Genomic DNA, 25,296 nt, shown 5'->3' with positions numbered 1-25,296 from the left:
TGAGCAACAACGGCTCGTTTACTTTATTCAACGCCTATATCCCTCAGGCAAAACTTGCTAGTAAAGCGATGCAGGCTAAGGTGGGTGAATTGCGTAAAAAAGCTCCTAATGCTACGATGGCGGTCACTGGGCACTCGTTAGGGACGATGGTCTCGATCCAAGCTGTGGCTGATTTGCCCAAAGAAGATATTGCTAAATTGGATAAGATCGTGTTGTTTCAAGGTCCCGATGCCAGAGAAAGTATCAATAAAATGTCTAAACAAGCACAAGCAAATATTCAAACCTTAGAAGAGCAGGGCAAGATCGACTATTACGTCAATGCGTTTGATATCGTTTCGATGTTGAATCGGAATAAAAAAGGTGTCGATGAGATCGGTAAAGTTCATTACTTGCTGCCAAAATCATTTACGACGACCTTTGATTTTGATGACAAGTATGGTTCGAGTCATGATTTTGGACAGTATCAGATCAATGCTGACGGGACGCTAAAAGAAGCTAATTTAAACGAACACGGCTATATTTTTGCAACTGGGATCAAAGTTTCACACCTGATCGATAAATATTTAGATCTGATCCTCAAAAGTACGGGGGTCAATATTTCTTCGGGAAAACTATTGTCACTTTTGGTAAGTGATGGGGCTTTGTATGCCAAATTTCAACAGGAATATCGAGCGATCGTAAATGAAGCCAAACTTGCTAGTCAATGGCAAGGTAAAATAACTAGTTTACATCAAAGGCTGACGACTGCCGGTGGGAGCCAAAAGATCGCATTACAAGAAGAATTAGCACAGGCAGTAGCGATTAAAGCGCGTGATATCGGTGAAGAATATGCGACTATTTTTAAGAATACCCAACAAGAGCTTGAAGATGAGATAACAAGTATCGCCCAAGAGATCGCGCAAGGTGCTTATGCGCTCAGAAAGCATTTATCGGATGCCGAGATCGAAGAAATGATCGCACCATATACCAAAGAACGGCTCTGGGACAGCGAGCAAGCCACCCAAAATCTCAGGCAAATTCAACAATATCAGACTAAGACAACAAATTTTAGCAAAAATTTATCGAAAGTAGCTAGAAATATCCAAGAAGATGACAGCAAGGCAAGTAAAGAGCTATTTAAACATGACTGATCAATGTGTACTGAGCAATAAAGTAGTGTGATATTTTTGTAGTATTTCTATTGACGGCAACTTTATAATTTGATATTATATTAGCGTTGTATTTGTGCATGCCACAACTGCAACCGCACGTTTTAAGTTCAAGTGCTCTTTGAGCCACTACATTACGGCGAGTCTAAGTAAACTACAAGGAGGTGCACATTAATGTACGCAATTATTGAAACAGGTGGTAAGCAACTTAAAGTAGAAGCTGGTCAAGCTATCTACGTTGAAAAGTTGGCTGCTGAAGCTGGTGAAAAAGTAACTTTTGATAAAGTTGTTTTAGTAGGTGGCGAAAACACAGTGATCGGTACACCTTTTGTTGAAGGTGCTACTGTTGAAGGTACTGTTGAAAAGCAAGGTCGTGCTAAGAAAGTTGTTACTTTCAAGTACAAGCCTAAGAAGCATCAACACACAAAGCAAGGTCATCGTCAACCATACACAAAGGTCGTTATCGACGCGATCAACGCATAATTTTTGCGAGGTGGACGTTAGGTGATCCATGCAAATATTATTAGAGATGGTAAAGTGATCAAAGGTTTCGATATTACTGGTCATGCAGGTTTTGCAAAAGCTGGTGAGGATATTGTTTGTGCAGCTGTTTCAATGTTAGCGATCAATACGATCAATACGTTGGAAAAGTTATTGAAACAAAAATTTTCACTAGTTGAAGATCAGAAAAATGGCGGACTTTTACAAGTGACTTTATCAGATGAGGGACAAAACGATCCCGCAGTTCAATTGATCTTAGCCAGTCTTGAATTGGGCTTGAAAGACGTTGAACAGAGTTATCCAAAATATATAAAAACGAATATAAATTAAGCAATAAGGAGGTGCACGAACTATGTTAATGAACTTACAATACTTCGCTCATAAAAAGGGTGGTGGTTCCACTTCTAACGGTCGTGACTCACGTTCTAAGCGTTTAGGTGCTAAGAGCGCTGACGGTCAAACAGTTAACGGTGGTGCTATCTTATACCGTCAACGTGGTACACGTATTTACCCAGGTGTTAACGTTGGTATGGGTGGCGACAACACATTATTTGCTAAGGTTGCTGGCGTTGTTAAATTTGAACGCAAAGGTCGCGACAAAAAGCAAGTTAGTGTGTACCCTGTTGCTGAATAATCGGCAATGCTAATAACGTCTTGATCTCTTGTGTAGCAAGGGATCAAGACGTTTTTCATTTTGTAGAAAAGTTGATGAAATAAAATAGGTCTTCTAGAAAAACATAGCCAAATGCTATCTATTTAGAAGACCTAATTTTATTTACTTGTATCTTTTTGAGCTACGAAATATTTTTCCAATCCTTGATAAACGTCATTTACAACGGTAGCACGGTAAGACTTAGAGGTTATCTGATCGAAGTCACGATCGGAATTGATATATCCCATTTCAAGTAAGATAGCCGGTTCTTTGATATCACGAATGACTAAAAAGTCACCGACTTCGACCCCGCGATTTTCTAAGCCGATCGCACCAAATTCATTATTTACCATCTGAGCTAATTTAAGTGAGTTCTTGTGATAATAATAGGTCGTAAAACCAGATGCTGTGTTTTTGGTTGGTGAAGAATCGAAGTGGAAACTGATAAAAGCATCAGCATGAACTTGATCTGCTAGGGCAGGACGTTTGCTTAGACTGACAAAAGTATCGTCATCACGAGTGAGGTATACTTTTGCATTTTGCTTACGTAATTTTTCGGCCAATAGTTTAGCATAAGCTAAAGTATATTGTTTTTCTTCTTTTTTCTCAGTGTTCGAGGTCGCCCCAGAGTCATAACCACCGTGACCAGGATCGATCACGATCGTCGCATTTGAAAGATCGGTAACTGGTAGTTTGTAGCTACTGTTGATCATCCAATCAGCGATCCAGCCTTTTTTTTCATCGTCAGTTTCAACATACATCCAATGATATTTGCTTTTCAAGACAGTTACACGTTGGTTTTGCTTGAGTTGACTGATTTGATCATATTCAACACCAGGGCCGTTTTTAAGGACAGCATAGTTAGTTTGGATCTCTAGTTGTCCGAAATATTTATAAGTGCGATAACCTAAAATACCAACTAGTACGAAAATGATCGCAAATAGGACCCGAATACGTTTGGGGAGGCCAGATCCATGAGAAGTTCTAGGCTTTTCCATGTGCATCACTCCAAATTTAACAACTATTCACATTATAGCAAAAATGCTTTGTGTCCAACAAGTAAATGCTAACGGTTTCCTAGCAAAGCTTATTGAAATGTAAAAGCAAATTAATAGTTGGCAAAACCCCCGATAGAATGATAAAATTTATTCAAACGGCTTTCGTTAAATCGTGAACGAATTTCAGCAAAATTGTTTTAGGAGGATCAACTAATGTCTGACATTAAATACAAACGAGTTGTGATGAAACTGAGCGGGGAAGCATTGGCCGGAGATGCTGGTCAAGGGATCAATCCGCCAGAGATCCGTAAAGTTGCCGAAGAGATCAAAGAAGTGCATGACTTAGGTGTTCAGATCGCGATCGTTGTCGGTGGTGGCAACATGTGGCGTGGAGAATCAGGTGCACAAATGGGAATGGAGCGCGCTCAAGCAGATTATATCGGAATGCTTGGGACAGTGATGAATGCTTTGGCACTACAAGACAATTTAGAATCGATCGGAGTACCAACTAGAGTTCAAACTGCAATCGAAATGCGACAAGTAGCTGAGCCATATATTCGTCGTAAGGCTATGCGTCATTTGGAAAAGGGACGTATCGTGATCTTTGCAGCTGGCACAGGCTCACCATATTTCTCCACTGATACGACTTCAGCATTGCGGGCATCCGAGATCAATGCTGATGTGATCTTGATGGCTAAAAATGGTGTTGACGGCGTTTATTCAGCAGATCCACGTAAAGATGCAAATGCAGTTAAATACGATAAGCTAACACATATGGAGATCATCAATAAAGGATTACAAGTCATGGATACAACTGCTTCATCACTATCCATGGATAACAATATCCCACTTGTGGTCTTTAACATGAATGAGCGTGGAAATATCAAAAAAGTTGTTCAAGGTGAAACGATCGGAACAACAGTTGAAGGGAAGTAAATAAATTTATGAAAATTACAGATCCAACTATTTTACAATATCAAGAAAAAATGACTAAAGCAGAAGAAGCTTTACAACGCGAATTAGGTACGATCAGAGCTGGGGTAGCGAATGCTAGTTTGTTAAACCGGATCAACGTTGAATACTACGGGGTCCCAACACCACTTAATCAAATGGCTCAGATCAGTGTTCCAGAAGCACGTGTGCTTCTCATCACACCATATGATAAGTCTTCTTTAAAAGACATTGAACATGCGCTCTTAGCATCTGATCTAGGTATCGCTCCTATGAATGACGGATCAGCTATTCGTTTAGTGATCCCACAATTGACTGAAGAACGTCGTAAAGAATTAGCTAAACAAGTTAAAGCAACTTCTGAAAAGGGCAAGATCGCTGTCAGAAATGTTCGCCGTGAAATGATGGATGCTTTGAAGAAAGCACAAAAGAATGGTGATTTGACCGAAGATCAATTGCGTGACTTGGAAGATGTTGCCCAAAAAGTAACGGATAATTCGATCAAAAATATTGAAAATATTACAGCAGAAAAGGAAAAAGAAGTGCTTGCCGGTTAGGTGAAAGCTTTATTTTGCTGATGATAACGGGGCAAGGGCTCGTCGAAACAGGCGCTTACTGGATCGACGGATCTGTCCCGTTATTCTTTTAACAGAGGTGAAGACATGTTTTCTAACTTATTTAAAAATAAGCAGGCAGCACAAAACAAGCTAGATCAAAAACGGATACCGGCTCATATTGCGATCATCATGGATGGTAATGGTAGATGGGCAAAAAAGCGCGGACTGCCCCGAGTTGCAGGACACAAGCAGGGGATGGAGACTGTTAAAACGATCACTAAAGTCGCTAGCGATCTGGGGGTCAAGGTGCTGACGTTATATGCTTTTTCAACGGAAAATTGGAAAAGGCCTCAAGATGAAGTCGGCTTTTTAATGGATCTTCCAGTAAAATTTTTCAATACATTCGTCCCAGAATTGATCGCAAACAATGTCCGTGTCAATGTGATGGGATACACAGATAAATTACCTGACTCGACGCAAAAAGCAGTTTTTGATGCGATCGAGCAGACGAAAGATAATACAGGCATGGTCTTGAATTTTGCTTTGAATTACGGGAGCCGTGCTGAGATCACGACCGCAGTCCAAGCCTTAGCCACTCAAGTTAAACAGGGGAAATTAGAGCCGTCCCAGATCGATGAAAAAGTTTTTTCGAAGGCTTTGATGACGGCTGATCTCCCGTATGCTGATCCAGAATTACTGATCCGTACGAGTGGTGAAGAACGGATCTCTAACTTTTTATTGTGGCAGATCGCTTACAGTGAGTTAGTATTTACAGATGTTTTATGGCCGGACTTTTCGGCTGAAGATCTAGAATTATCGATTTATAAGTTTCAGCAACGCGATCGACGTTTTGGTGGGCTGAATAAGAAGGAGGATAATTGATGAAACAGCGTGTTATAACAGCGGTGATCGCTTTGGTCATTTTCTTACCATTGCTTTATCTAGGGGGGATACCCTTTGATATCTTGGTAACGTTGATGGGGATCGTCGCAATGTCAGAATTTTTGATCATGAAAAAGAAATTACTCGTATCATTTGAGGCGATCATTTCCTTTCTTTTGATACTATCAGTTTTATTGCCGGTCTTTTGGGCTGGCTTTTGGACACAGGATACTTTAGGTGGCAGTTTTTATTTGTTAGCCTTAGTCATGCTAGTCTACACTGTGATCTCTAAAAATCGTTTTTCATTTGATGATGCAGGCGTCTTATTATTAGGTGGGCTATATGCGGGGCTTGGTTTTAGATTCATGATGTTAGCTCGAGCAGAGAGTCTGTGGATGATGCTTTACGCCTTATTGATCGTTTGGATCACAGACAGTGGTGCTTATCTGATCGGACGCAAGATCGGTAAGAATAAATTAGCACCACATATCAGTCCCAATAAAACTTGGGAAGGTTCGATCGGTGGTTCGCTCAGTGCGGTAGTTATTGTAGGAACATATCTATATTTTGTGCAAGATGCGTTTCCATATAGTTTCTCGACTATGCTTTTATGGACTTTAGTCTTCTCAGTTGGGGGCCAACTTGGTGATCTGATCGAGTCAGCTTTCAAACGTCATTATGGAGTCAAGGATTCAGGCAAGATCTTACCTGGACACGGTGGGATCTTAGACCGTTTTGATTCATTACTATTTGTTTTACCATTGATGCATTTTGCTGGCTTGATCTAATAGGTCGATTAGGATAAGGACGGTAGAACAATATGATAACAACTATAATTACATTTATCATCGTCTTTGGGATCTTAGTATTTGTCCATGAATTTGGACACTATTATTTTGCCAAACGTGCAGGGATCTTAGTACGTGAATTTGCGATCGGGATGGGACCAAAACTGTTTGCCTATCGCAAGAATGGCACGACTTATACTTGGCGGATCTTGCCACTGGGTGGTTATGTCAGCATGGCAGGTTTGGAAGACGACACTGAAGAGTTGAAAAAAGGGATGCCAGTCAGTCTGATCACTGACGAAAATGGTGTTGTTCAAAAGATAAATACTAGTAAAAAGATCACTTTAGTCGAAGGGATCCCGCTTGAATTGACTGACTGGGATCTGACCGATGGACTTTGGGTCGAAGGTTATGAAAACGGCACTGAAGATGAGATCAAACGCTTTAAAGTCGATCACGATGCATTGATCATCGGTAAAGATGGGATCGAATTGCAGATCGCACCACGTGATGTGCGCTTTCAGTCGGCTTCGTTAGTCGATCGGATGTTGACCAATTTTGCGGGTCCATTGAATAATTTTTTGTTAGCGATCGTAGCTTTTGGCTTAGTAGCCTTTTTACAAGGCGGAGTCCCTGTAACGACTAATACGATAGCTCAAGTTCAAACTGATTTGGTCGCTCAAAAAGCTGGTTTAAAAGCAAACGATACGATCATCGCGATCGATGGTGATAAAACACCGACTTGGGACGATGTGGCGCAGCATATCAGAACCGCTGATGATAAAGAACTTGTTTTAACAGTCAAACGAGCTGATAAAAAGCAAAATATCAAGGTCAAACCAGTCCAAAAAAACGTAAATGGACAAAAGGTCGCCCAGATTGGTATAATTGCTAAAGGAAAAATGGATCGTTCTATCAAAGCCAAGCTGACTTATGGTTTTACCCAAACTTGGTATGTGATAAAACAGCTAGGAAATGCCCTAGTATCAATGTTACATGGCTTTAGTCTAAATGATCTAGGTGGTCCAGTAGCAATGTTTTCACTCACATCACAGGCTAAAGAAAACGGCCTGATCAGTGTTGTGACACTAACAGCACTGTTGTCAGTTAACTTAGGGATCATCAACTTGTTACCGATCCCTGCTTTGGATGGGGGCAAGTTGCTATTAAATATTATCGAAGCGATCAGAAGAAAACCACTTGATCCAGAAAAAGAGATCATTATCACAATGATCGGTTTTGGATTTTTGATGATCTTGATGCTTCTAGTTACGTGGAATGATATTCAACGCTATTTCTTCCGCTAATTAAATATAAAAGGGGTCTGAGCAAGAATGAAACAATCAAAAATGTTGATTCCAACATTAAAAGAAGTGCCAAGCGATGCTGAAGCACTCAGTCACCAGTTAATGTTACGAGCTGGTTATATCAAACAAGTGACAGCCGGAGTCTATGCCTATTTACCATTGGCTTATCGGGTCTTAAATAATATCGAAACGATCATCCGTGATGAAATGGACAAGATCGATGCAGTTGAAATGCTTGTGCCAGGAGTTTTACCAGCTGAACTTTGGGAAGAATCTGGACGTTACAAGACATACGGAGCTAACTTATTTAAATTAAAGGATCGCCATGAACGTGACTTTATCTTAGGTCCGACCCATGAAGAGACATTTACTAAGATCATCAAAGATGCGATCAAGACATACAAAAAATTGCCTTTGACGTTGTATCAGATCCAAATGAAGTATCGGGATGAAAGTCGTCCGCGTTTTGGACTTTTGCGTGGGCGTGAATTCTTGATGTTAGACGATTATTCATTCCACACAGATATGGAAAGTTTAGATAAAACTTACCGTGACATGGATAAAGCCTACCAACAGATCTTTGAACGTGTCGGTCTTGATTTTAGAGGGATCATTGCTGATGCTGGTGCAATGGGTGGTAAGGATTCCAAAGAATTTATGGCGATCGCACCGATCGGGGAAGATACAGTCGTTTATTCTGATTCAAGTGATTACGCTGCTAACCTTGAAATGGCAAAAAACTTGCGGATCAACAAGAAATCCCATGAAACGCCAAAGGAATTGACAAAAGTAGCCACACCCGATGCAAAGACGATCGATGAAGTTTCAGCTTTCTTAGAAGTTGATCCTGAAAACATGATCAAAACTTTAGTCTTTATGGCCGATGAAAAACCAGTTATCGTTTTGATGCGTGGTAATGACGAGCTAAATGAAGTTAAATTGAAAAACTACTTAGATTGTGACTTCTTAGATCCAGCTGAAGATACCAAAGCACGTGAGCTTTTAGGTGCAGATTTTGGCTCTTTAGGACCAGTTGGTGTAGCAAAAGACATTAAGATCGTAGCTGATCTTGATGTTGATGGGATGGTCAATGCTAATGTAGGGGCTAACGAAAATGGCTACCACTACATGAACGCTAATATCGAACGCGATTATCGCGTAGACGATTTTGTTGATCTTCGGACCGTTAAAGAAGGCGACCTTTCGCCAGATGGTGAGGGTGTCCTTAAGTTTACACGTGGGATCGAGATCGGTCATATTTTCAAATTAGGTACACGTTATTCTGAAAGCTTAGGTGCAACAGTTTTAGATGAAAATGGTCGTGAAGTACCGATCATCATGGGTAGTTATGGTATCGGGGTATCTCGTTTGCTATCTGCGATCGTAGAACAAAATAGCGATGAAAATGGGATCATTTGGCCACGTTCGATCGCACCATTTGATGTTCACGTGGTACCGGTCAATGTGAAAAAAGAAGAACAAGTTAAACTAGCAACTGAGATCACAACATTGTTAGAAGATGCGGGCTACAAAGTTTTAGTTGATGATCGTAAAGAACGTCCAGGGGTAAAATTTGCCGATGCTGATCTTATCGGTCTACCTGCTCGGATCACAGTTGGTAAAAAAGCCGATGAAGGGATCGTTGAGATCAAATTACGTCGTACAGGCGAAACACTTGAAGTTAAGACAGATGAATTATTAAATTCGATCAAGATCTTACTCAAAGAAGATCAAGGCATTTTTGGCTAGATATAGATAATTGGACTGGCGAAAGTGACTTCACCAGTCCTTTTATTTCTGATAGAGAGGGGTCAGAATTTGGAACCAAATAAACAGGAATTGTTTTTGCGCTTACTTGAACAGATCAAGTGGCAACATTTACCAGAAGAACAAGAGCTCTTTATCGGAGCTACGATCGATAAAGTCGAAGTTCATACAGCTTCAAAACGCTGGGAATTTACGATCAGTTTAAAGCAAGTGTTGCCCTTTACAACATTTTTGCGCTTTAACCACGCTCTTGCCAACGCTTTTGAACCGATCGCTCAAACGGCTTTGAATTTGAAAGTTCAAGAGGCGACGTTAAATGATCGTGATCTTGGTGATTATTGGGCCTATGTGGTTTCAACGTGCGGGGTCAATTCGCCTTTGATCCAAGAATTATGTCAAGGTAAGGTACCGTATTTAGATGATAACCGTGTCATGTTGTTGGCTGAAAATGAGATCATCAAAAACTTTTTGACAACACAGGCTTTAGGGCCGATCGAACGGACGTATCAACAGTATGGCTTTCCTAAATTTACGATCAATACGTTGATCGATGAATCAAAATCACAGGCTAAGATCGATGAATACAAAGAACAAAAAGCTAGATCTGATGCGCAATTGGCCCAACAAGCTGTCGAAGCGATCCAAAAACAAAACGAAAAACGTCAACAAAAAGCCAAAGAAAAAGAAACGGTCACTGTTGATGGACCAGTCCAACTTGGCAAAAAGATCGCTGATGATGCTGAGATCAGACAGATGGCAACGATCACGGAAGAAGAACGTTCGGTGGTCGTCCAAGGTTATATTTTCGATAAAGAAGTTCGAACTCTACGCTCCGAGCGCAAGTTGCTCATCATCAAGGTCACGGATTATTCTTCATCAATGGTGATCAAAAAGTTTTCTCGCAATGAAGAAGATGAAGCGATGTTTGACGCTTTAGCTGTAGGTAAGTGGGTCAAAATTCGTGGGAGCGTTCAAGAAGATACCTATATGCGCGATCTAGCAATGAATGCTTATGATATCGTTGAAGTAGCACATGAAGGGCGCAAAGATATCGCACCAGAAGATCATAAGCGAGCTGAATTGCATGTGCATTCCAATATGAGTATGATGGATGCGACAAATAGTATCAGCGACTATGTCAAGCAAGCAGCTGCTTGGGGCCAAAAAGCGATCGCGATCACTGATCATAGTACGCTACAAGCTTTCCCAGAGGCTCATAGTGCGGGTTTGAAAAATAATGTCAAGATCTTATACGGGGTCGAGGCTAATGTCGTTGATGATGGGCAACCGATCGCTTATAACGAACAACATGTGAAATTAAAAGATGCGACATATGTTGTTTTCGATACGGAAACGACAGGGTTATCAGCTCGCTATGATAAGGTCATCGAATTAGCGGCAGTCAAGATGAAAGATGGCGAAGTGATCGAGCGTTTTGAACAATTTATCGATCCAGGGCATCCACTTTCACAAACGACGATCAAATTGACTTCGATCACGGATGATATGGTCCGAGGCTCAAAGTCTGAAAAAGAAGTCTTTGAGATGTTCCAAGAATTCTGTAAGGGCAGTATCATCGTCGGTCATAATGCGACCTTTGACGTGGATTTTATGAATACTGGTTATGCTCGGCATGGACTACCCTTGATCGGTGAACCTTGGTTGGATACATTGCCGATGGCACGCTTATTGTATCCAGAAATGAAAGGTTTTCGTTTGAATACCTTAGCTAAGAAATTAAATGTCAACTTGGAACACCATCACCGGGCGATCTATGATGCGGAAGCAACGGGCTATATCTATTATGCAATGCTAAAAGATGCCGAAGAAAAGTTGAATATCGAATACCATGATCAATTTAATACGCAAAAAGATGATGAGACTTATAAACATCAGCATCCATTCCACGCGGTGATCTTGGCTAAAACACAAGAAGGGCTCAAAAATCTCTTTAAAGTTGCTTCGGAGTCAATGGTCAAGTATTTTTACCGTGTTCCACGGGTACCACGTTCCGTTCTAGATAAATATCGTGAGGGGTTGATCGTTGGTTCGGCATGTGCTGATGGGGAAGTATTTACTGCGATGATGCAAAAAGGTTATGAACAAGCTAAAGAAAAGGCAAAATATTATGACTATTTAGAAGTTCAGCCTAAAGCATTATATGCTCCTTTGATCGAACAAGAGTTAGTCAAAAATAATAAAAATTTAGAAGAGATCATTTCTAATATGGTGCAACTAGCTGAAGAGCTCAATATCCCGATCGCAGCTACGGGGGATGTGCATTTTATGAATAAAGAAGATGCGATCTACCGTAAAATCTTGATCCATTCACAAGGCGGGGCTAACCCGCTTAATAAGCTACGTGATCTACCAGATGCACACTTTCGAACAACTGATGAAATGCTGGAAGATTTTGCCTTTTTAGGTGAAGAAAAGGCAAAAAAGGTCGTAGTAACTGATCCAAATAAGATCGTCGACATGTGTGATGAGATCACGCCAGTCAAGGATAAATTGTATACTCCTAAAATGCCAGGGGCTGAAGATGATATCAAGAATTTGACATTGAACAAAGCCCATGAATGGTATGGCGATCCGTTACCAGATAACGTGCAAAAACGAGTTGATAAAGAATTGAAATCTGTTATCGGAAATGGTTTTTCGGTCATCTATTTGATCTCACAAAAGTTAGTGGCTAAATCAAATAAAGATGGCTATTTAGTAGGGTCTCGTGGTTCGGTGGGCTCAAGTCTGGTCGCAACACTGACTGGTATCACCGAGGTCAACCCATTGCCACCACATTATCGCTGTCCAAAATGTAAGTGGTCGCATTTTTATGAAAAAGGTGAGTATGGTTCTGGCTATGACTTACCTGATAAAGAATGTCCAGAATGCAAAACAGAATTGGTCAAAGACGGACAAGAGATCCCATTTGAAACGTTCCTTGGTTTCAAGGGGAATAAAGTTCCCGATATCGATCTGAACTTTTCAGGGGACTATCAACCAGTAGCTCATAACTATACGAAGGTCTTGTTTGGTGAGAACAATGTTTTTCGGGCTGGTACGATCGGTACTGTGGCTGATAAAACGGCCTATGGTTATGTCAAAGCCTACGAACGTGACACTGAGCAGAATTTGCGAGGTGCTGAAGTCGATCGACTGGCTAAGGGGGCCACAGGTGTCAAGCGAACGACCGGTCAACACCCGGCTGGGATCTTGGTCGTACCTGATTATCTTGATATCTATGACTTTACTCCGATCCAGTATCCGGCTGACGATCTGACTGCAGCTTGGAAAACGACTCACTTTGATTTCCACTCGATCCATGATAATATCTTAAAACTCGACTGTTTAGGGCATGATGATCCGACGATGATCAGAATGTTGCAAGACCTTTCAGGGATCGAGCCAAAAACGATCCCGACCGATGATCCCGGCGTGATGAAGCTATTTTCAGGAACTGATATTTTGGGTGTTACTCCAGAGCAGATCCAGTCTAAGACCGGTACTTTGGGGATCCCAGAATTTGGTACGCGCTTTGTTCGAGGAATGTTAGAAGAAACGCATCCTAAAACGTTTGCCGAATTAGTCAAGATCTCTGGGCTTTCCCACGGGACTGACGTGTGGTTAGGCAATGCGGAAGAATTGATCCAAAATGGGACCGTTACGATGCCAGAAGTTATTGGATGTCGTGACGATATCATGATGGACTTGATCCATATGGGAGTCGAGTCTGACTTAGCCTTTAAGATCATGGAACATGTACGTAAGGGTCGTGGTATTCCAGATGAGTGGCAAGCAGCGATGCGTGAATCTGAAGTACCAGAATGGTATATCGGTGCATGCTTGAAGATCAAATACATGTTCCCGAAAGCCCACGCGGCGGCCTACGTGTTGATGGCTTTGCGGATCGCCTATTTCAAGGTGTACTATCCATTGGTATACTATGCTGCTTATTTCTCAGTTCGAGCTGATGACTTTGATCTAGTTTCGATGGCTCATGGTAAAGAGTCAGTCAAAGCTGCGATGAAAGAGATCAATGACAAGGGTAATGAGGCTACGGCAAAAGAAAAAAATCTATTGACCGTACTTGAATTAGCCAACGAAATGTTGGAACGTGGCTTTGAATTCAAAATGGTCGATCTCAATAAATCAGATGCCAGTGATTGGTTGATCGAAGATAATACTTTGATCGCGCCATTTACGGCAGTGCCAGGTTTGGGTCTAAACGTTGCCAAACAGATCGTGGCGGCACGTGAGGAACAAGATTTCTTATCTAAAGAAGATCTCGCTAAACGTGGTAAAGTCTCTGCGACGATCATCGATTTCATGACCGAAAACCACGTACTTGACGCTTTGCCAGACTCTAACCAGCTTAATTTGTTCGCTGATTTCTGATATATCAACGTTTTTGAAGATTAGGTAAATTTAATAAAAGAGATGTCTATTTTTCAAATGGGCAACAAATGGGCAAAAATTTTTAGCGATACTGTAAAAGGTATCGCTTTTTTATTACAGAAAATTATCAATTTGAGCTATCTTATCTTCAAAATCTTGACGTGCTTTTTTAGTCACGTGCATATAAATCTTTTCTGTGATGTTTGTGTCAGCATGTCCAATGCGATCTTTGATTACACGCAGAGGTACATCCATATCGGCAAGTACCGAAACATGCGTATGTCTGAAATAGTGTGTAGTGACATCTTTATCTATGTTCTGACGTTCAATTATACGCTTTAGCATAGTATTTGCGTTGTTGATGTTAAGTGGCTTTTGATCAGCAAAATGTGGTGCTGATGGATTGTAAGCGAACAGTAACGCATCTAAGTCTTTGTTACGCATATGTTTTTCGACGATATCTGTAGCTTCAGGGGATAAGATTATCTTGCGCATCCCAGCAAAAGTTTTGGTAGAGTCTGACAAATAATATCGTGAGGGTGAGCTCAGGAAAACAAGTGAGTGATTGATATCAAGATAAGTTTTACCGTTTTCTTTGATCACATCTTGAACGCGTAAGCCAGATGCCTCGCCAAAACGCATTCCGGTCAAGTATTGTAGCTTGAAGACATCAGCATAGTGATCTGCACCATTTATCAAACAATCATCAATTATTTTTCTATACTCGTCTTGTGTCAGATACTTATTTTCTATTTGATTTCTTTTGCGAGCATTTTCATTTTTCCATTCAATCTTTACTTTTTTAACATGATTATCTTTTAAATATCCATATGTCACAGCAAAATCAAACAAGATAGATACTTTATTTTTTATAGCTCGGACAGTTCCATTTGTTAGATCGCGTTCGTTGTTATACAGCAGATCGTTGAAGTAGCGATTTAGACTTCGTTGTGAAATATTGCTTATGATAGTATCATGACCAAAATCATCGACAAATTTTCTGATAAACAATGCACCATTTTTGTAAGTGCTAGGTTGGACTCGTTTTTGATATTGCTCTAAAAATGCGATTGATACTTGTGAGAGTGTTGCAGTTTGAACAAATTCACTTTCTTCTGCTAATGCTTTATTGATTTTACGCTCTAACTCTTGTGTAGCTGCTTTTACTACTTGCGGTGTTTTCTTCCCATATGTTACAGAAACCTTGTGATATTTTCCTGTCAATGTTGATTTGTAACGTTCGACAAAGCAGTAGCGCTTTTCCAATTTTCCGTTGACTAGTACTTCTCTGTTTTCGATCCACATAATAACATCTCTCCTTTTGCGAATGTATGTTCTTTCTTGTGTCTTATAAAACCCGTCACTGGGGACGGGTCGGGATAATTGCTATTGATTCAATTCTAAAGTCATATCGTAATCATGATGATAGTTGTCATCTTCGTAATCATCAGTATCATAGCTACCAGAGAATTTAAAACGAAGGTTGGTTAAATCAGAAACATTAGATAACGATTTTACAGGAATGGTTACCCAACCATCCTTTGTAGCACCGTTTGAAATCGCACCATCCCAACTATCAACATCAGCGGTATGCTGTTCACCATTATTTAGAACTACAGTTCCTTGTGTAGGATAAATATTGATATCTTGGGTAGGTGTGATTGATAAATGAATTCGGACAAAACCTTGTAAATTGAAATCACCATCTTCATTAGAACTATATTTATATTCTTTGGTAGTTTTTAAAACTTCGATTTTATCGATATTAATATTTGCTACCCAGCTGTTATCTGTATAATTGACATCATATGTCTTTTTGTCAGCAATTTTATAAGTTGTGTAGTCATATTTAAAGGTGTCAGATGAATTACTTTTTGCAGAAGTATTACTTCCTGTTGCTGAACCATTTGAATGGTTACTACTATCTGAACTATCTCCAATAGAACCAACTGCCAAAATAGCGATAATAATGATTGCTACACCACCCAAAATAGACCAAAGCAGTGTTTTATTGGATTTGTTCTTGGTAGTAGTCGGATCATTTTGACTTTGATTGGAATTTTCAGTTGTAGGAGCATTTGGAACGGGATGTTGCAATAGTGTAAACACTGTTGCGATTATTAAAACAATAATAGCTGGTAGATATAGACTAGCTGTAAGCCCAAAAAGAGCATTTCCAATAATACCTAAAACTGGACCAACGATAGAAATATAGTGCTTTTTTGACTGTACCAAAGCCCAGATGTTTAGCCCCACACCGATCCAAGCCATGATATAAAAGAAAGCAGCGATTGACCCAGTGGAGTCTCCACCTTCAAAAGCATCAGAAAATGCGCTACTTACAATTACAGGCATAGCAATTGCGAATAAAACGCAGTTAACGATATCCAGAACACCAGTCCAAGTGTTCAATGCTAAACGATTTTTCTTCATAGTGAAAAATCATCTCCTTTTTTATTTCAGCTTTTAACGTCATCAGTTTTTGGACGACCAAAAAAGTGGTTAGGCATAGCGCATATTTTTAGTGATATATTCATTAACAGCATCGCGATTTGAGTTTCTGATTGTTGTATTTGAAAAATCTTTAAAACTTTCAAATTCGTTACTCTTGTTAGTTATATCGAAGGACTTAACTCGAGAATTTGTTGAGGAAATGTCAGAGATTATTTGCTTTTTTTCAGTAGCAAAATCATCAGAATCATATAAGAATATCATATCTCCATATCCATCAAATCTTGCGCTTAGTGCAGCAATTTTTTGATAAAACCTTTCTAACCCCTCATCTGTGGATGGCATTGAATTGATAATGCTAAAATTCTTTTGATTATTTAAGTAAGCATAGTCAGCTTTGTAACTGACAGGTGAGGTAGCATATGGTTTGAAGGTAGGATTTGGCAACAGATTATTATTGATAAAATTATTTTCCTTAAAGTATGATTTAACAATTTCAGTTGCGTTAGCTACGGCTCTATTTCGACGATAATAAAATTCCTTTCCCACATATGTATCTACAAGCATATCAAGGACACTACCAATATTTTTTGTAGCACCATAAGTGAGGGGGGATAGCATTATATTCTCAGGTAATCCTTCAATGGTAACTAGTTTTTTACTGATTTCTATATTGAAAAGACTTGGCTGACTCAACTTTTGTAACATAAATTTTGTGAACTTCAATGTTTCTTTGAAGAGTCTTTTCGAATCTTCGGAATAGTTTAATAAGCTATTTAGCTTGTTTGTATGCTCAGGCAATATAGAAAAATCGATAATATTATTGCTTGAATCAAACATGATTATTCCTATATTTATTTGCTCATTACGTATGTAGTCAGGAACGTAAGAAATTACTGTGAAAGTATATTTTTGTCTTCCCAAACCAATCCACCTCCTGAAATATTGGTAAAGTAATTTTGTGATGCTAAATAGTTAAAAATATTTGGCAATGCATCTACTTGATTTAATAGAAACTGCAGATACAAATTCTTTTGATAATCGCCTTCAATAAACCAACTATCAGGTATAGAATTTATCATAGTTGCCAAAGTTGAAGGTGTCAATAATTTAGTTGAACAGTAAATGTCGTTAAATGGATTTGCGGAAGATTTACAGTCAATAAGAGGGTCAAATAATTTGAATAATAAAGTTTCCTTCAAATCTCTATTGGCACCCAAGACATCAAGCGAAAATGCTAACCATGACTTATCAGAGAAGTTTCTTTTTTGTAATAAGTCCACTTTTTTAAATCCTGCAATATAATCTCTTGATTTCCAATATGGACCAAAAAAACAATATCCAAAATCTATTGATAATACAATTTTACCGTTATTAGATCTATGCAACAGTATGTTTCCGGGATTTTGATACCTATCAACATTAGCTGTTAAAAAATCAAAGTACATAATCTTAGGTATATCTGACTTATTACTAATTTGAGACACGAAATTATTCAACCTTCTTATTGCCCCAGGTACTTTAAAACTCAATTCGTTTAGAATTAAATTTAGCTCTTGAGTTAATAAATTATCTACGGATTTAACTCCTAAATAGATTCCAGGTTTCACAATATTAGTTGAAAAACGTAAATCAGGAAAATCAGATAAATCTTCATCAGTGATTTCAATAAAAGCGAAATCCGGCGTGGGAACATTCAATATTTTAGCTAATTTATAGCAAATGGCTTCCTGTGCTAAAGAAGCATCAAGCGAAATTAGTTGCTCGCCAAATTTTCCTAAATTTCCCTTTAAAAAGTATTTATTACCGTCATCAGCTAAAATTATTGATGGTTTAGTTACGCCGGGACCATTATTTCTAGCATTTAAAAAAGCCTCTACTTGTAATGTTTCTACCAATGAATTTCATCATCCTTTCAATAGGGAACGTTTACTATTTTAAATTTCTATTCAATATTTTTACACAATAACGACACCACGCACATAAAAGGCGTCATTTTCTGTAACTATCTTATCTTCATATTTTTTATTGAGTGACACTAGGCGTAACTCATCATGCTTGACAACCAATTTTTTGACATAGGCTTCACCATTTAAATCGGCAACTACTATCCTATTAGACAAGTCAAATAAGCTTTCGTTAGTCACTTCGATCACAAATATAATTTGACCGTCAGCAAAGAGCGGCTCCATTGAGTTACCATTGATTTTAAGAGCATAGTCATACTTGTCTGGAGTATTATCCACTAAAATCTCTTCTGGTTTCCAATCTTGCAGATATTCACCAGTGCCAGCAGATACATAGCCTAGTAATTCAACAGGGTACTCTGTTTGGTAGTAATCTTTAGCTTCTTTTATAGATATAACTTTTTTGTTTTTTTCTTGCAGTTGCTCTTTGAGTTGATTTGATGAGTAGGCTACTACATTTTGTTGGCGATTTTTTTGAAGTTTTGAAAAATTAGATAATAAGTGGAATTCAAGCCCATCATCAGAAGCGTCGTCTTTATTCTTGAATCTAAGATCGATGTCAGATTTTAAAACTCCAAAATAATCAGCAATTTTTTGAAGATTTCCCATAGTAGGAAGTGATGTCCCTTTTACATATCCAGTTATAGTGCTTTTAGGGATATTTAAATCTCTATGTACATCTACCTGTTTTTTATTATGCAAAGAAAGCAATTCATTAAATCTTGCCGAAAAGAATTGTTTATTTTCTTTATCTTGTGGACTTTTTCTAGCCATAAACTCACCGCCTTTATAAGTTATTATATAGGAAATGTAGTTGTTTTTCTATATAAGTACGAAAAAAAACGACTTTTTTTATAAAAATTACTTTACAAAGTACGAAAATAATCGTATTATATATTTGTAAGGTTGATACAGACCTTACAAATGAACGAAAGGAGTAAGTTATGAGAAATGTACAAAAAAAGAAGAACCCCCTGAAAGAGTTCTTCTTCGAAATCAAAGTGAAATTCTTGACCTTCGAGTTTCACGTAAAATTCAGCGGTAAACGCTGATAGATAAAACTAAAGAAAGGGGGTGACCCCTAACTTTAGAGTACATTTTATCATAGTTAACAAAACAAATGAAACTAAAAAAGCTATTATTTGGAAAATACGAATATCATAAAACATCTAACGATGAAAAATTGGACGTTCGTATTAACTTAAGATTTGGTATTTTACCAGCAATAATAGTAATCGGTTTAATTTTTTGGCTGATTTGGCTATTTTAAACCAAAGAGAAAGAGAGATGATTATTATGCCAAAAATAACTTTGGAAGCAGCAAGAGTTAATGCGATGATGACCCAAAAAGAAGCTGCTAAAAAATTGGGTGTTCATTTTCAAACATTAGCGAAATACGAAAATGATAGTAGTAATATTCCTTTCTCTCTATTAGAAAATGCAAGCGAGCTATATGGTATTCCGCTCTCTTTCATTTTTTTAGGGAAAAAGTACGAAAATATTAGTACTAAATAAAGAGGAGGGACCAGAATGAATGAACTAAAAATCTTCAACAACGGCAACATTGATTTGCCAGTCAGAGAAGTTAACGGTCAAATTGAATTTGATGCGGAAGTGAGTGCGATTGGTTTAGGAATTGCCGAACCTAAAAATGGAAAAATGTACGTTAAGTGGAACAGAGTTAGAAAGTATCTTTCGACACAAGTGTCGAAAGGCGACTACATCAGCGAACCAGACTTCTACACGTTAGCAATCAAAGCGAATAACCCAACCGCCGAAAAATTTCAATATTGGGTAACGCATGAAGTATTGCCAACAATTCGCAAACATGGTGCATATATGGCTGATGAAGTACTTGAACAGGCACTAGTAAACCCAGATACGATCATCAAGATTGTCGAAAAACTGAAAGAAGAAAAAGAAGCCAAGGAAATTGCAGAAAAAAGAGCTGAACAACTTCAACCAGACGCAGATTATTGCAAGAACGTGCTTCGCAACCCGACGTTGATCTCATCAACTGAGATAGCCAAACGCTATGGTTGGGGCGCTGTGACACTGCACAAGAAACTTCATGAGCTAGGTGTTATGTACAAGCAAGGTAAGCAATGGATCTTATACGCTAAGTACTCGCGTTTAGGTTACGCCGATCGAGTGCGCTATGAAAAGGGCGCAGGGTTGCTTAAATGGACACCGAAAGGCGAGCGGTTCATCTATAACCTGCTGAAAGATGAAGGTATCGTACCGATCATCGAACGTCCGGCATTCGAGGAACAGCTTGAGCTACAAGCACAGGTTGAATACAACGGACCGTATTACACAGCAAGTAGCATTGCATGGAATTTACACATGCCACACAAAGATATCAGGTTGATTGGAAAAGTCGCAACTGAGCACAGATTAAAACCTGTGTTCGTTGATAGCAACAAATACTGTCGCATTGTGGTCGATGAATACGGACGTCAAAGCTTTGAATATACACAGCTAGGCGCCGAAACGATCGAGCAATTGCTTGAACTTGAAGGCTACATTTAAGGAGGTGATCAACATGATGGCGAATGGGTGGAAAACGCCACAAGAGATCATGAATGACTACGGACTAGAAAAATCAGCGTTTGCAGAGCGTAAGCGTGACTGTGTTGCTAATCCTGAGTTCAGAGATGCGATCGTTCAAGATGGTCGTAAGATGACATACATCATTGAAGAGCGCTGGCAAGCATACTTGAGATATCGATCAGAGCAATACCGAATTAGGACGCTAGATCCGCACATTAGGGAAGGTGCAATTAATTGATATTGGAGGCTAAACAGATGACAGCAGAAGAATTAGAACTAGGAGAGTGGGTCGCAAAACAAATTCGAGTGTGGAAGCAATTCACTCGTGAGATCACTGTAAGTCAAGCGATTGATTTTAATAAAACGTATGATCGTTATGGTATTACGCCACTTGTTGTCGATTCGTTAGACGATGAACAGGAATGGCTATCAGAGATCATTTTAGGGGGTGATACAGATCAAGTTGTTAGTGTTGATCGCAGTGCTAATCGTGGTTGATGGAGGATGCGAATTATTAAAAACGAAATGGAGATGAAGGAAGTGAAAGAAGGGACCAAAAAATACAGAGATCCTTTTGAAGGAATGAGCTTCAAAGGAGATCCTGTATCAAAAGAAGAATACTTAGCTGCCTACGAAAGCTATGTTAATCGCTGTTCTAGTAGTGCTGAGCTAGTAGACGGAGTAACAGTTATTTCATTTGACAAAAAGAAGGTTCTGCTGGATGGAAAAGAAGTGAAAGGAATTACTGATATTGAAATAAAAAAACACGCCAGCAATATTGCTGACGTAACAATGAAGTTAAAAGCCAACATCAAAGGCCTAGATGTTGATTGATGGCTGTCGAGATAACATTAGTTGCTATTGAGGCTAAAGCATTCAATGATGTTGAGCCTACTTTGCTAGCTATGGCTTTTGTCTTAGACCAATTTTTATCTTCACGAATATCTGCTAAGAATTTATGGCCTTCTGGTGAAAGGTCTTGAATTAAAAAATCGCCACCAAGACAAAAAGTTACCCCTAGCAATAAACCGGCTTCATCAGCTTGCCGAATATGATATGCAATAGTATTCATATTATATTTTTGAACAATGCCAGATTCAATAAAATCTCCAGTAGTAGCTACTTTTGAGAAGTCGGTGTTATCTTCAACGACAACTAATATATCTCTGATACAGTCAGGGTCTAACCGCATAAAATTCACCTCCTTTCACAGGAGATGACTAAATTATAGCAGAAAGGAAGTGATATGAATGACATTCGAAGAAAACAAAGGAGCGATCGCACTATTCTTGCTAATGGGAGTTGCGATCGGTGCGTGGTCTCCGACGGTGACGCTAGTAGTGCTAGCCTTAAGCTTGCTGGTTATCACGTACAGTGGCTGGAAACGCGAGCCATGGCTTGATCACTTTTTCGAGCCATGAAAAAAGGATCGCATGGCAGTGCGACCCTGACAAAAAATATTTTTCAGTTAGATTATAACACGAAATTAAAGGAGTTTTCGGAATGAATAACGTAAATTCAAAAAAAGCAGTACACACGGTATCAGATGTGTTGGAAGAATTGGGTTTTAAAACTTATGTTGTAGCTATTAAGGAACCAAAAAAAGAAGAGGTTGATGCGGTAGTCAGTGGAGATACTGAAGCAGTAGCAAAGTTACTACTATCATTTTTTAACGCCGTACCGAAGCGAGTAGTGAAACAGATGCAACAATACTTGCTCGAACGTATGGTAGAAGAGGGTTTAAGAAGGGAAAGCGATGAATAATGAGATTTGATGAAATCGACGCAATCAAGACGCAAAAGGATCCAAATAGTTGCTATCGGCTAGATGATGAACAGTTATACACGATCACAGAATGGGACGGTACAGACCTGTTACACAATACAAAAGATGGCGTTGTTGACTATGTACGTGGTGAGCTTACAACTGTGCTATTTAAGATTAATAAAGCACAGACGGAAGATGATGACGAAGCAGCGTTTGAGGTAGCAAAAGAATATTTAGAACAATTTTCAGCGATCGAGGAGGAAAAATAGATGAACGAGTTAACAACATTAGAGCGAGTTGACATTGATTACACACCAGCAGTTTTGACTATCCAAAATAAAGATGTTTTGGATCAAGCAGTAGATGAGTTCATCAGCAAGTATGAAAACATCATTGTTACTGAAGAAACCTTGAAAGATGCAAAAAATTCAAAGGCACAAGTAAATGCTTTGAAGAAAGCACTTGATGACAAGCGCAAAGAACAGAAGCGTATTTATAACAAGCCACTTAACGCTTTTGAGAATGAAATCAAGGCATACATTGAAAAGCTAAATAATGTGTATCAATCGATCAACGACGGCGTTAAATTCTTTGAGGATAAGCAACGTGATGAACGCAAGCAAAATGTCCAAGCAATGATCAAAGAAGTTTCTGAAGCTAACGCTGTTGATCCGACAACTGTCGAGCTACAAAATTCGTGGTTGCTCAAGTCTGCAACAAAAGCTAAGACAATGGCTGAAATCGTAGAAGCGGTCCAAAAACAAAAGCGCACCAACAAAGATATTGAAATGATCACAGAATATTGCGCTAAGTTGAATTTACCAACAACTCGATATGTTGAGACTGCACGAGACTTTGACTATTGGGAAGCTAAGCGTTTAGCTGACACAGATTACGAAGAGTTACAAGCTCGTAAAGAAGCAGAGCGTGCAGCTAAGTTAGCAAAAGTTGCACAGGAAAAAGAAAAAATCGTTGAAGTAGGCGAAAAGCAGATCGACTCTGAAACTGGTGAAGTAGTCAAAGAGTTGCAAGTTCTTACATTGAAGATCAAGGGAACGAAAGAGCAACTTGATAGTTTAGGCCGAGTGATCACAGCGAGTGGCATCGAAGTGCTAGAAGCTTCAGAGAGAGAAACAGTTATTGAGAGAAAGTAGGTGTTAAGCATGTCAGATACGCAAAGCGCTCCAAGCGAATTGTTCAAAGGAATGGCTAAGTTTAGAGAGCAGTTAAAACAGCCAGAATTGAACGGAGACAACCTTTATTTTAAAAATAAGTATGTAACACTAAGCGGTGTTCAAAAGGCGATAGACGCCGCTTTAAAAGGGACAGGGCTAGCTTATTTTCAAAAGGTATCCAATATCGACAACGGGATCGGTGTAGAAACAATCGTTACACACGAAAGTGGGCAGATGATCACGAGTGGCATCTTGGTTTTAACACCACAGAAAAAAGATGTGCAAGGATATGGATCATCGATCACATATGCCAAACGTTACCAATTGTCTGCTATGTTTGGTATTTCTAGCGACGATGATGATGACGGCAATGCAGCTACTAACGCTAATCAAAAGCAATCAAGACCAACGCAAAATAATCAGCAACAAAATAGAAGTCAGCAACGATCACAAACACAACAACAGCAAACTCAAAACGAGATAGCTAAGCTACAAGCAGACTATGACGCTAAAGTAGCGTATCTGTCTAAGACGTATCAATTAAGCGATACAGATGTTACATCAATGATTTTCCAAGAAGCAACTGCTAAATACAAGAATTTCCAAAAACTTGCTAAGTTGCCAAAACTAAAAGCGTCTATTGAGTGCGCAATCAGTGTCAATGAAAACCTAAAAAAGGGAGTTAGTAAACAATGATCAATAGTGTGTCTTTGACTGGACGCCTTACAAGGGATCCAGAACTAAAATACAGCCAGAGCGGTACAGCATTCGCAAATGCAACTTTAGCAGTTGAGCGAAACTATACGAATCAGCAAGGTGAGCGTGAGTCTGATTTTATCAGATTATCCGCTAGTGGGAAACGAGCAGAAACATTAGCAAATCATTTTAAAAAAGGCGAATTGATGGGCGTTGAAGGAAGGCTAAAGACATATAGCTATGAAAACACCCAAGGACAGAAAGTGTATGTAACAGAAGTTGCGATCAATAATTTATCATTTTTGCAACCTAAGTCACAAAAGGCTGGATATAGCCAACAAAATAATCTTGAGCAATATGATGATTACGATCCAGGGCAACAGATCGATATTCAAGATGGTGATCTTCCATTCTAAGGAAAAACTACATGAAACCAACAGCAAAAGATGTATTGATCGACTTTGTTTTAGGTGCTGCAGTTGAGTCTGGCTTGAGTCACGAAGAGCTAAAAGCGATCTTGAAAGAGATCGAAGAACAGCACTATCACTTGATGATTAAGAGCAAGATCTAACGACGAGCGTCAGTAAACGTAAAATGCCAGACGGGTGAGAGGCCCGATAAATTTAAGGAGGCCGTAAGTATGGAAAAGCCAAGTTATTTCTCAATTTTAACAGCGGATGTTAGATATGATCGAAGATTGGGCAAACCTAATGCAAGAGAGTTATACAGTGAGATCACGGC

30 protein-coding genes and 1 other annotated feature are annotated in these 25,296 nt (G+C 39.1%); of the genes, 23 read left to right on the top strand and 7 right to left on the bottom strand.

Annotated features, from left to right (window positions below):
* The 4 genes from Q9Q35_RS00575 to rpmA form a co-directional block, all read left to right on the top strand.
* Positions 1–1,130, top strand: a 1,130-nt coding sequence (locus tag Q9Q35_RS00575; RefSeq protein ID WP_304651677.1) for a cutinase family protein, incomplete at its 5' end; no start/stop codon positions are given.
* Between the two features lie 101 nt (positions 1,131–1,231).
* Positions 1,232–1,305, top strand: a sequence feature (ribosomal protein L21 leader region).
* 17 nt (positions 1,306–1,322) lie between these two features.
* A complete protein-coding gene (rplU, locus tag Q9Q35_RS00570; RefSeq protein ID WP_004048019.1) occupies positions 1,323–1,631 on the top strand; it encodes a 50S ribosomal protein L21 in 309 nt (102 codons plus the stop codon).
* Between the two features lie 21 nt (positions 1,632–1,652).
* Positions 1,653–1,979: a ribosomal-processing cysteine protease Prp gene (locus Q9Q35_RS00565; protein WP_304651676.1), complete on the top strand. Its 327-nt coding sequence runs from the start codon at positions 1,653–1,655 to the stop codon at positions 1,977–1,979.
* Positions 1,980–2,001: 22 nt separating this feature from the next.
* Complete coding sequence (gene rpmA / locus Q9Q35_RS00560) at positions 2,002–2,283, top strand: 50S ribosomal protein L27 (protein WP_004048016.1); 282 nt, start codon at positions 2,002–2,004, stop codon at positions 2,281–2,283.
* A gap of 137 nt (positions 2,284–2,420) precedes the next feature.
* On the opposite strand, the gene Q9Q35_RS00555 is transcribed toward rpmA, so the two are convergent.
* A complete protein-coding gene (locus Q9Q35_RS00555; RefSeq protein WP_304651675.1) occupies positions 2,421–3,299 on the bottom strand; it encodes an N-acetylmuramoyl-L-alanine amidase in 879 nt (292 codons plus the stop codon).
* Positions 3,300–3,512: 213 nt separating this feature from the next.
* On the opposite strand from Q9Q35_RS00555, the gene pyrH reads away from it, so the two are divergent.
* The 7 genes from pyrH to Q9Q35_RS00520 all read left to right on the top strand — a co-directional run bounded on the left by pyrH (position 3,513) and on the right by Q9Q35_RS00520 (position 13,946).
* A complete protein-coding gene (gene pyrH, locus Q9Q35_RS00550; protein ID WP_010689163.1) occupies positions 3,513–4,235 on the top strand; it encodes a UMP kinase in 723 nt (240 codons plus the stop codon).
* An 8-nt stretch (positions 4,236–4,243) separates the two neighbouring features.
* Positions 4,244–4,807 (top strand): ribosome recycling factor, encoded by a 564-nt coding sequence (gene frr / locus Q9Q35_RS00545; RefSeq protein WP_304651674.1) that lies wholly within the window; start codon positions 4,244–4,246, stop codon positions 4,805–4,807.
* A 105-nt stretch (positions 4,808–4,912) separates the two neighbouring features.
* Positions 4,913–5,689, top strand: a complete 777-nt coding sequence (locus tag Q9Q35_RS00540) for an isoprenyl transferase (RefSeq protein ID WP_304651673.1) — start codon at positions 4,913–4,915, stop codon at positions 5,687–5,689.
* Entirely contained in the window at positions 5,689–6,477 is a 789-nt protein-coding gene (locus Q9Q35_RS00535) for a phosphatidate cytidylyltransferase (RefSeq protein WP_304651672.1), read from the top strand. Before Q9Q35_RS00540 ends, Q9Q35_RS00535 begins: the two co-directional genes overlap by 1 nt.
* Positions 6,478–6,509: 32 nt before the next feature.
* Complete coding sequence (gene rseP / locus Q9Q35_RS00530; protein ID WP_304651671.1) at positions 6,510–7,784, top strand: RIP metalloprotease RseP; 1,275 nt, start codon at positions 6,510–6,512, stop codon at positions 7,782–7,784.
* 27 nt (positions 7,785–7,811) lie between these two features.
* Complete coding sequence (locus tag Q9Q35_RS00525; protein ID WP_304651670.1) at positions 7,812–9,533, top strand: proline--tRNA ligase; 1,722 nt, start codon at positions 7,812–7,814, stop codon at positions 9,531–9,533.
* A 69-nt stretch (positions 9,534–9,602) separates the two neighbouring features.
* The gene (locus tag Q9Q35_RS00520) at positions 9,603–13,946 is read left to right on the top strand and encodes a PolC-type DNA polymerase III (protein WP_304651669.1); all 4,344 of its coding nucleotides are present in this window, start codon (positions 9,603–9,605) and stop codon (positions 13,944–13,946) included.
* Between the two features lie 114 nt (positions 13,947–14,060).
* On the opposite strand, the gene Q9Q35_RS00515 is transcribed toward Q9Q35_RS00520, so the two are convergent.
* The 5 genes from Q9Q35_RS00515 to Q9Q35_RS00495 all read right to left on the bottom strand — a co-directional run bounded on the left by Q9Q35_RS00515 (position 14,061) and on the right by Q9Q35_RS00495 (position 19,138).
* The gene (locus Q9Q35_RS00515; protein WP_304651668.1) at positions 14,061–15,251 is read right to left on the bottom strand and encodes a site-specific integrase; all 1,191 of its coding nucleotides are present in this window, start codon (positions 15,249–15,251) and stop codon (positions 14,061–14,063) included.
* An 81-nt stretch (positions 15,252–15,332) separates the two neighbouring features.
* The gene (locus tag Q9Q35_RS11925) at positions 15,333–16,379 is read right to left on the bottom strand and encodes a hypothetical protein (RefSeq protein ID WP_370648863.1); all 1,047 of its coding nucleotides are present in this window, start codon (positions 16,377–16,379) and stop codon (positions 15,333–15,335) included.
* 69 nt (positions 16,380–16,448) lie between these two features.
* On the bottom strand, positions 16,449–17,321 hold the full coding sequence (locus tag Q9Q35_RS00505) for a DUF3037 domain-containing protein (RefSeq protein ID WP_304651667.1): 873 nt from the start codon (positions 17,319–17,321) through the stop codon (positions 16,449–16,451).
* Positions 17,291–18,295, bottom strand: coding sequence for a HipA family kinase (locus tag Q9Q35_RS00500; protein ID WP_304651666.1), 1,005 nt, complete (start codon positions 18,293–18,295; stop codon positions 17,291–17,293). Before Q9Q35_RS00500 ends, Q9Q35_RS00505 begins: the two co-directional genes overlap by 31 nt.
* A gap of 60 nt (positions 18,296–18,355) precedes the next feature.
* A complete protein-coding gene (locus Q9Q35_RS00495; RefSeq protein WP_304651665.1) occupies positions 18,356–19,138 on the bottom strand; it encodes an XRE family transcriptional regulator in 783 nt (260 codons plus the stop codon).
* Between the two features lie 531 nt (positions 19,139–19,669).
* Here Q9Q35_RS00495 and Q9Q35_RS00490 point away from each other — a divergent pair.
* From Q9Q35_RS00490 to Q9Q35_RS00470, 5 genes are read left to right on the top strand one after another with little or no spacing between them, the layout of a single operon-like run.
* Positions 19,670–19,879: a helix-turn-helix transcriptional regulator gene (locus tag Q9Q35_RS00490; RefSeq protein WP_191984857.1), complete on the top strand. Its 210-nt coding sequence runs from the start codon at positions 19,670–19,672 to the stop codon at positions 19,877–19,879.
* A 15-nt stretch (positions 19,880–19,894) separates the two neighbouring features.
* On the top strand, positions 19,895–20,896 hold the full coding sequence (locus Q9Q35_RS00485) for a phage antirepressor KilAC domain-containing protein (protein ID WP_304651664.1): 1,002 nt from the start codon (positions 19,895–19,897) through the stop codon (positions 20,894–20,896).
* A 13-nt stretch (positions 20,897–20,909) separates the two neighbouring features.
* Positions 20,910–21,155 (top strand): hypothetical protein, encoded by a 246-nt coding sequence (locus Q9Q35_RS00480; protein ID WP_304651663.1) that lies wholly within the window; start codon positions 20,910–20,912, stop codon positions 21,153–21,155.
* A gap of 17 nt (positions 21,156–21,172) precedes the next feature.
* Positions 21,173–21,415 (top strand): hypothetical protein, encoded by a 243-nt coding sequence (locus tag Q9Q35_RS00475; RefSeq protein ID WP_304651662.1) that lies wholly within the window; start codon positions 21,173–21,175, stop codon positions 21,413–21,415.
* Between the two features lie 6 nt (positions 21,416–21,421).
* Positions 21,422–21,751, top strand: a complete 330-nt coding sequence (locus tag Q9Q35_RS00470) for a hypothetical protein (RefSeq protein ID WP_304651661.1) — start codon at positions 21,422–21,424, stop codon at positions 21,749–21,751.
* On the opposite strand, the gene Q9Q35_RS00465 is transcribed toward Q9Q35_RS00470, so the two are convergent.
* On the bottom strand, positions 21,729–22,109 hold the full coding sequence (locus Q9Q35_RS00465) for a DUF2513 domain-containing protein (RefSeq protein ID WP_304651660.1): 381 nt from the start codon (positions 22,107–22,109) through the stop codon (positions 21,729–21,731). The genes Q9Q35_RS00470 and Q9Q35_RS00465 overlap by 23 nt on opposite strands.
* A gap of 58 nt (positions 22,110–22,167) precedes the next feature.
* Between Q9Q35_RS00465 and Q9Q35_RS00460 the strand changes: the two genes are divergently transcribed.
* The 7 genes from Q9Q35_RS00460 to Q9Q35_RS00430 all read left to right on the top strand — a co-directional run bounded on the left by Q9Q35_RS00460 (position 22,168) and on the right by Q9Q35_RS00430 (position 25,126).
* Positions 22,168–22,338 (top strand): hypothetical protein, encoded by a 171-nt coding sequence (locus Q9Q35_RS00460; protein ID WP_304651659.1) that lies wholly within the window; start codon positions 22,168–22,170, stop codon positions 22,336–22,338.
* Between the two features lie 82 nt (positions 22,339–22,420).
* Entirely contained in the window at positions 22,421–22,681 is a 261-nt protein-coding gene (locus Q9Q35_RS00455; protein WP_304651658.1) for a hypothetical protein, read from the top strand.
* Positions 22,681–22,953: a hypothetical protein gene (locus tag Q9Q35_RS00450; protein WP_304651657.1), complete on the top strand. Its 273-nt coding sequence runs from the start codon at positions 22,681–22,683 to the stop codon at positions 22,951–22,953. Before Q9Q35_RS00455 ends, Q9Q35_RS00450 begins: the two co-directional genes overlap by 1 nt.
* Positions 22,954–23,838, top strand: a complete 885-nt coding sequence (locus tag Q9Q35_RS00445) for a DUF1351 domain-containing protein (RefSeq protein ID WP_304651656.1) — start codon at positions 22,954–22,956, stop codon at positions 23,836–23,838.
* 9 nt (positions 23,839–23,847) lie between these two features.
* Positions 23,848–24,555 (top strand): ERF family protein, encoded by a 708-nt coding sequence (locus Q9Q35_RS00440; RefSeq protein WP_304651655.1) that lies wholly within the window; start codon positions 23,848–23,850, stop codon positions 24,553–24,555.
* The gene (locus tag Q9Q35_RS00435) at positions 24,552–24,971 is read left to right on the top strand and encodes a single-stranded DNA-binding protein (RefSeq protein ID WP_304651654.1); all 420 of its coding nucleotides are present in this window, start codon (positions 24,552–24,554) and stop codon (positions 24,969–24,971) included. Before Q9Q35_RS00440 ends, Q9Q35_RS00435 begins: the two co-directional genes overlap by 4 nt.
* Before the next feature lie 11 nt (positions 24,972–24,982).
* Positions 24,983–25,126, top strand: a complete 144-nt coding sequence (locus tag Q9Q35_RS00430) for a hypothetical protein (protein WP_304651653.1) — start codon at positions 24,983–24,985, stop codon at positions 25,124–25,126.
* Positions 25,127–25,296 lie beyond the last annotated feature (170 nt).

Source organism: uncultured Ligilactobacillus sp. (genome assembly GCF_948826705.1).
GTDB lineage: Bacteria > Bacillota > Bacilli > Lactobacillales > Lactobacillaceae > Ligilactobacillus.
This window is presented reverse-complemented; position numbering and strand designations above follow the sequence as displayed.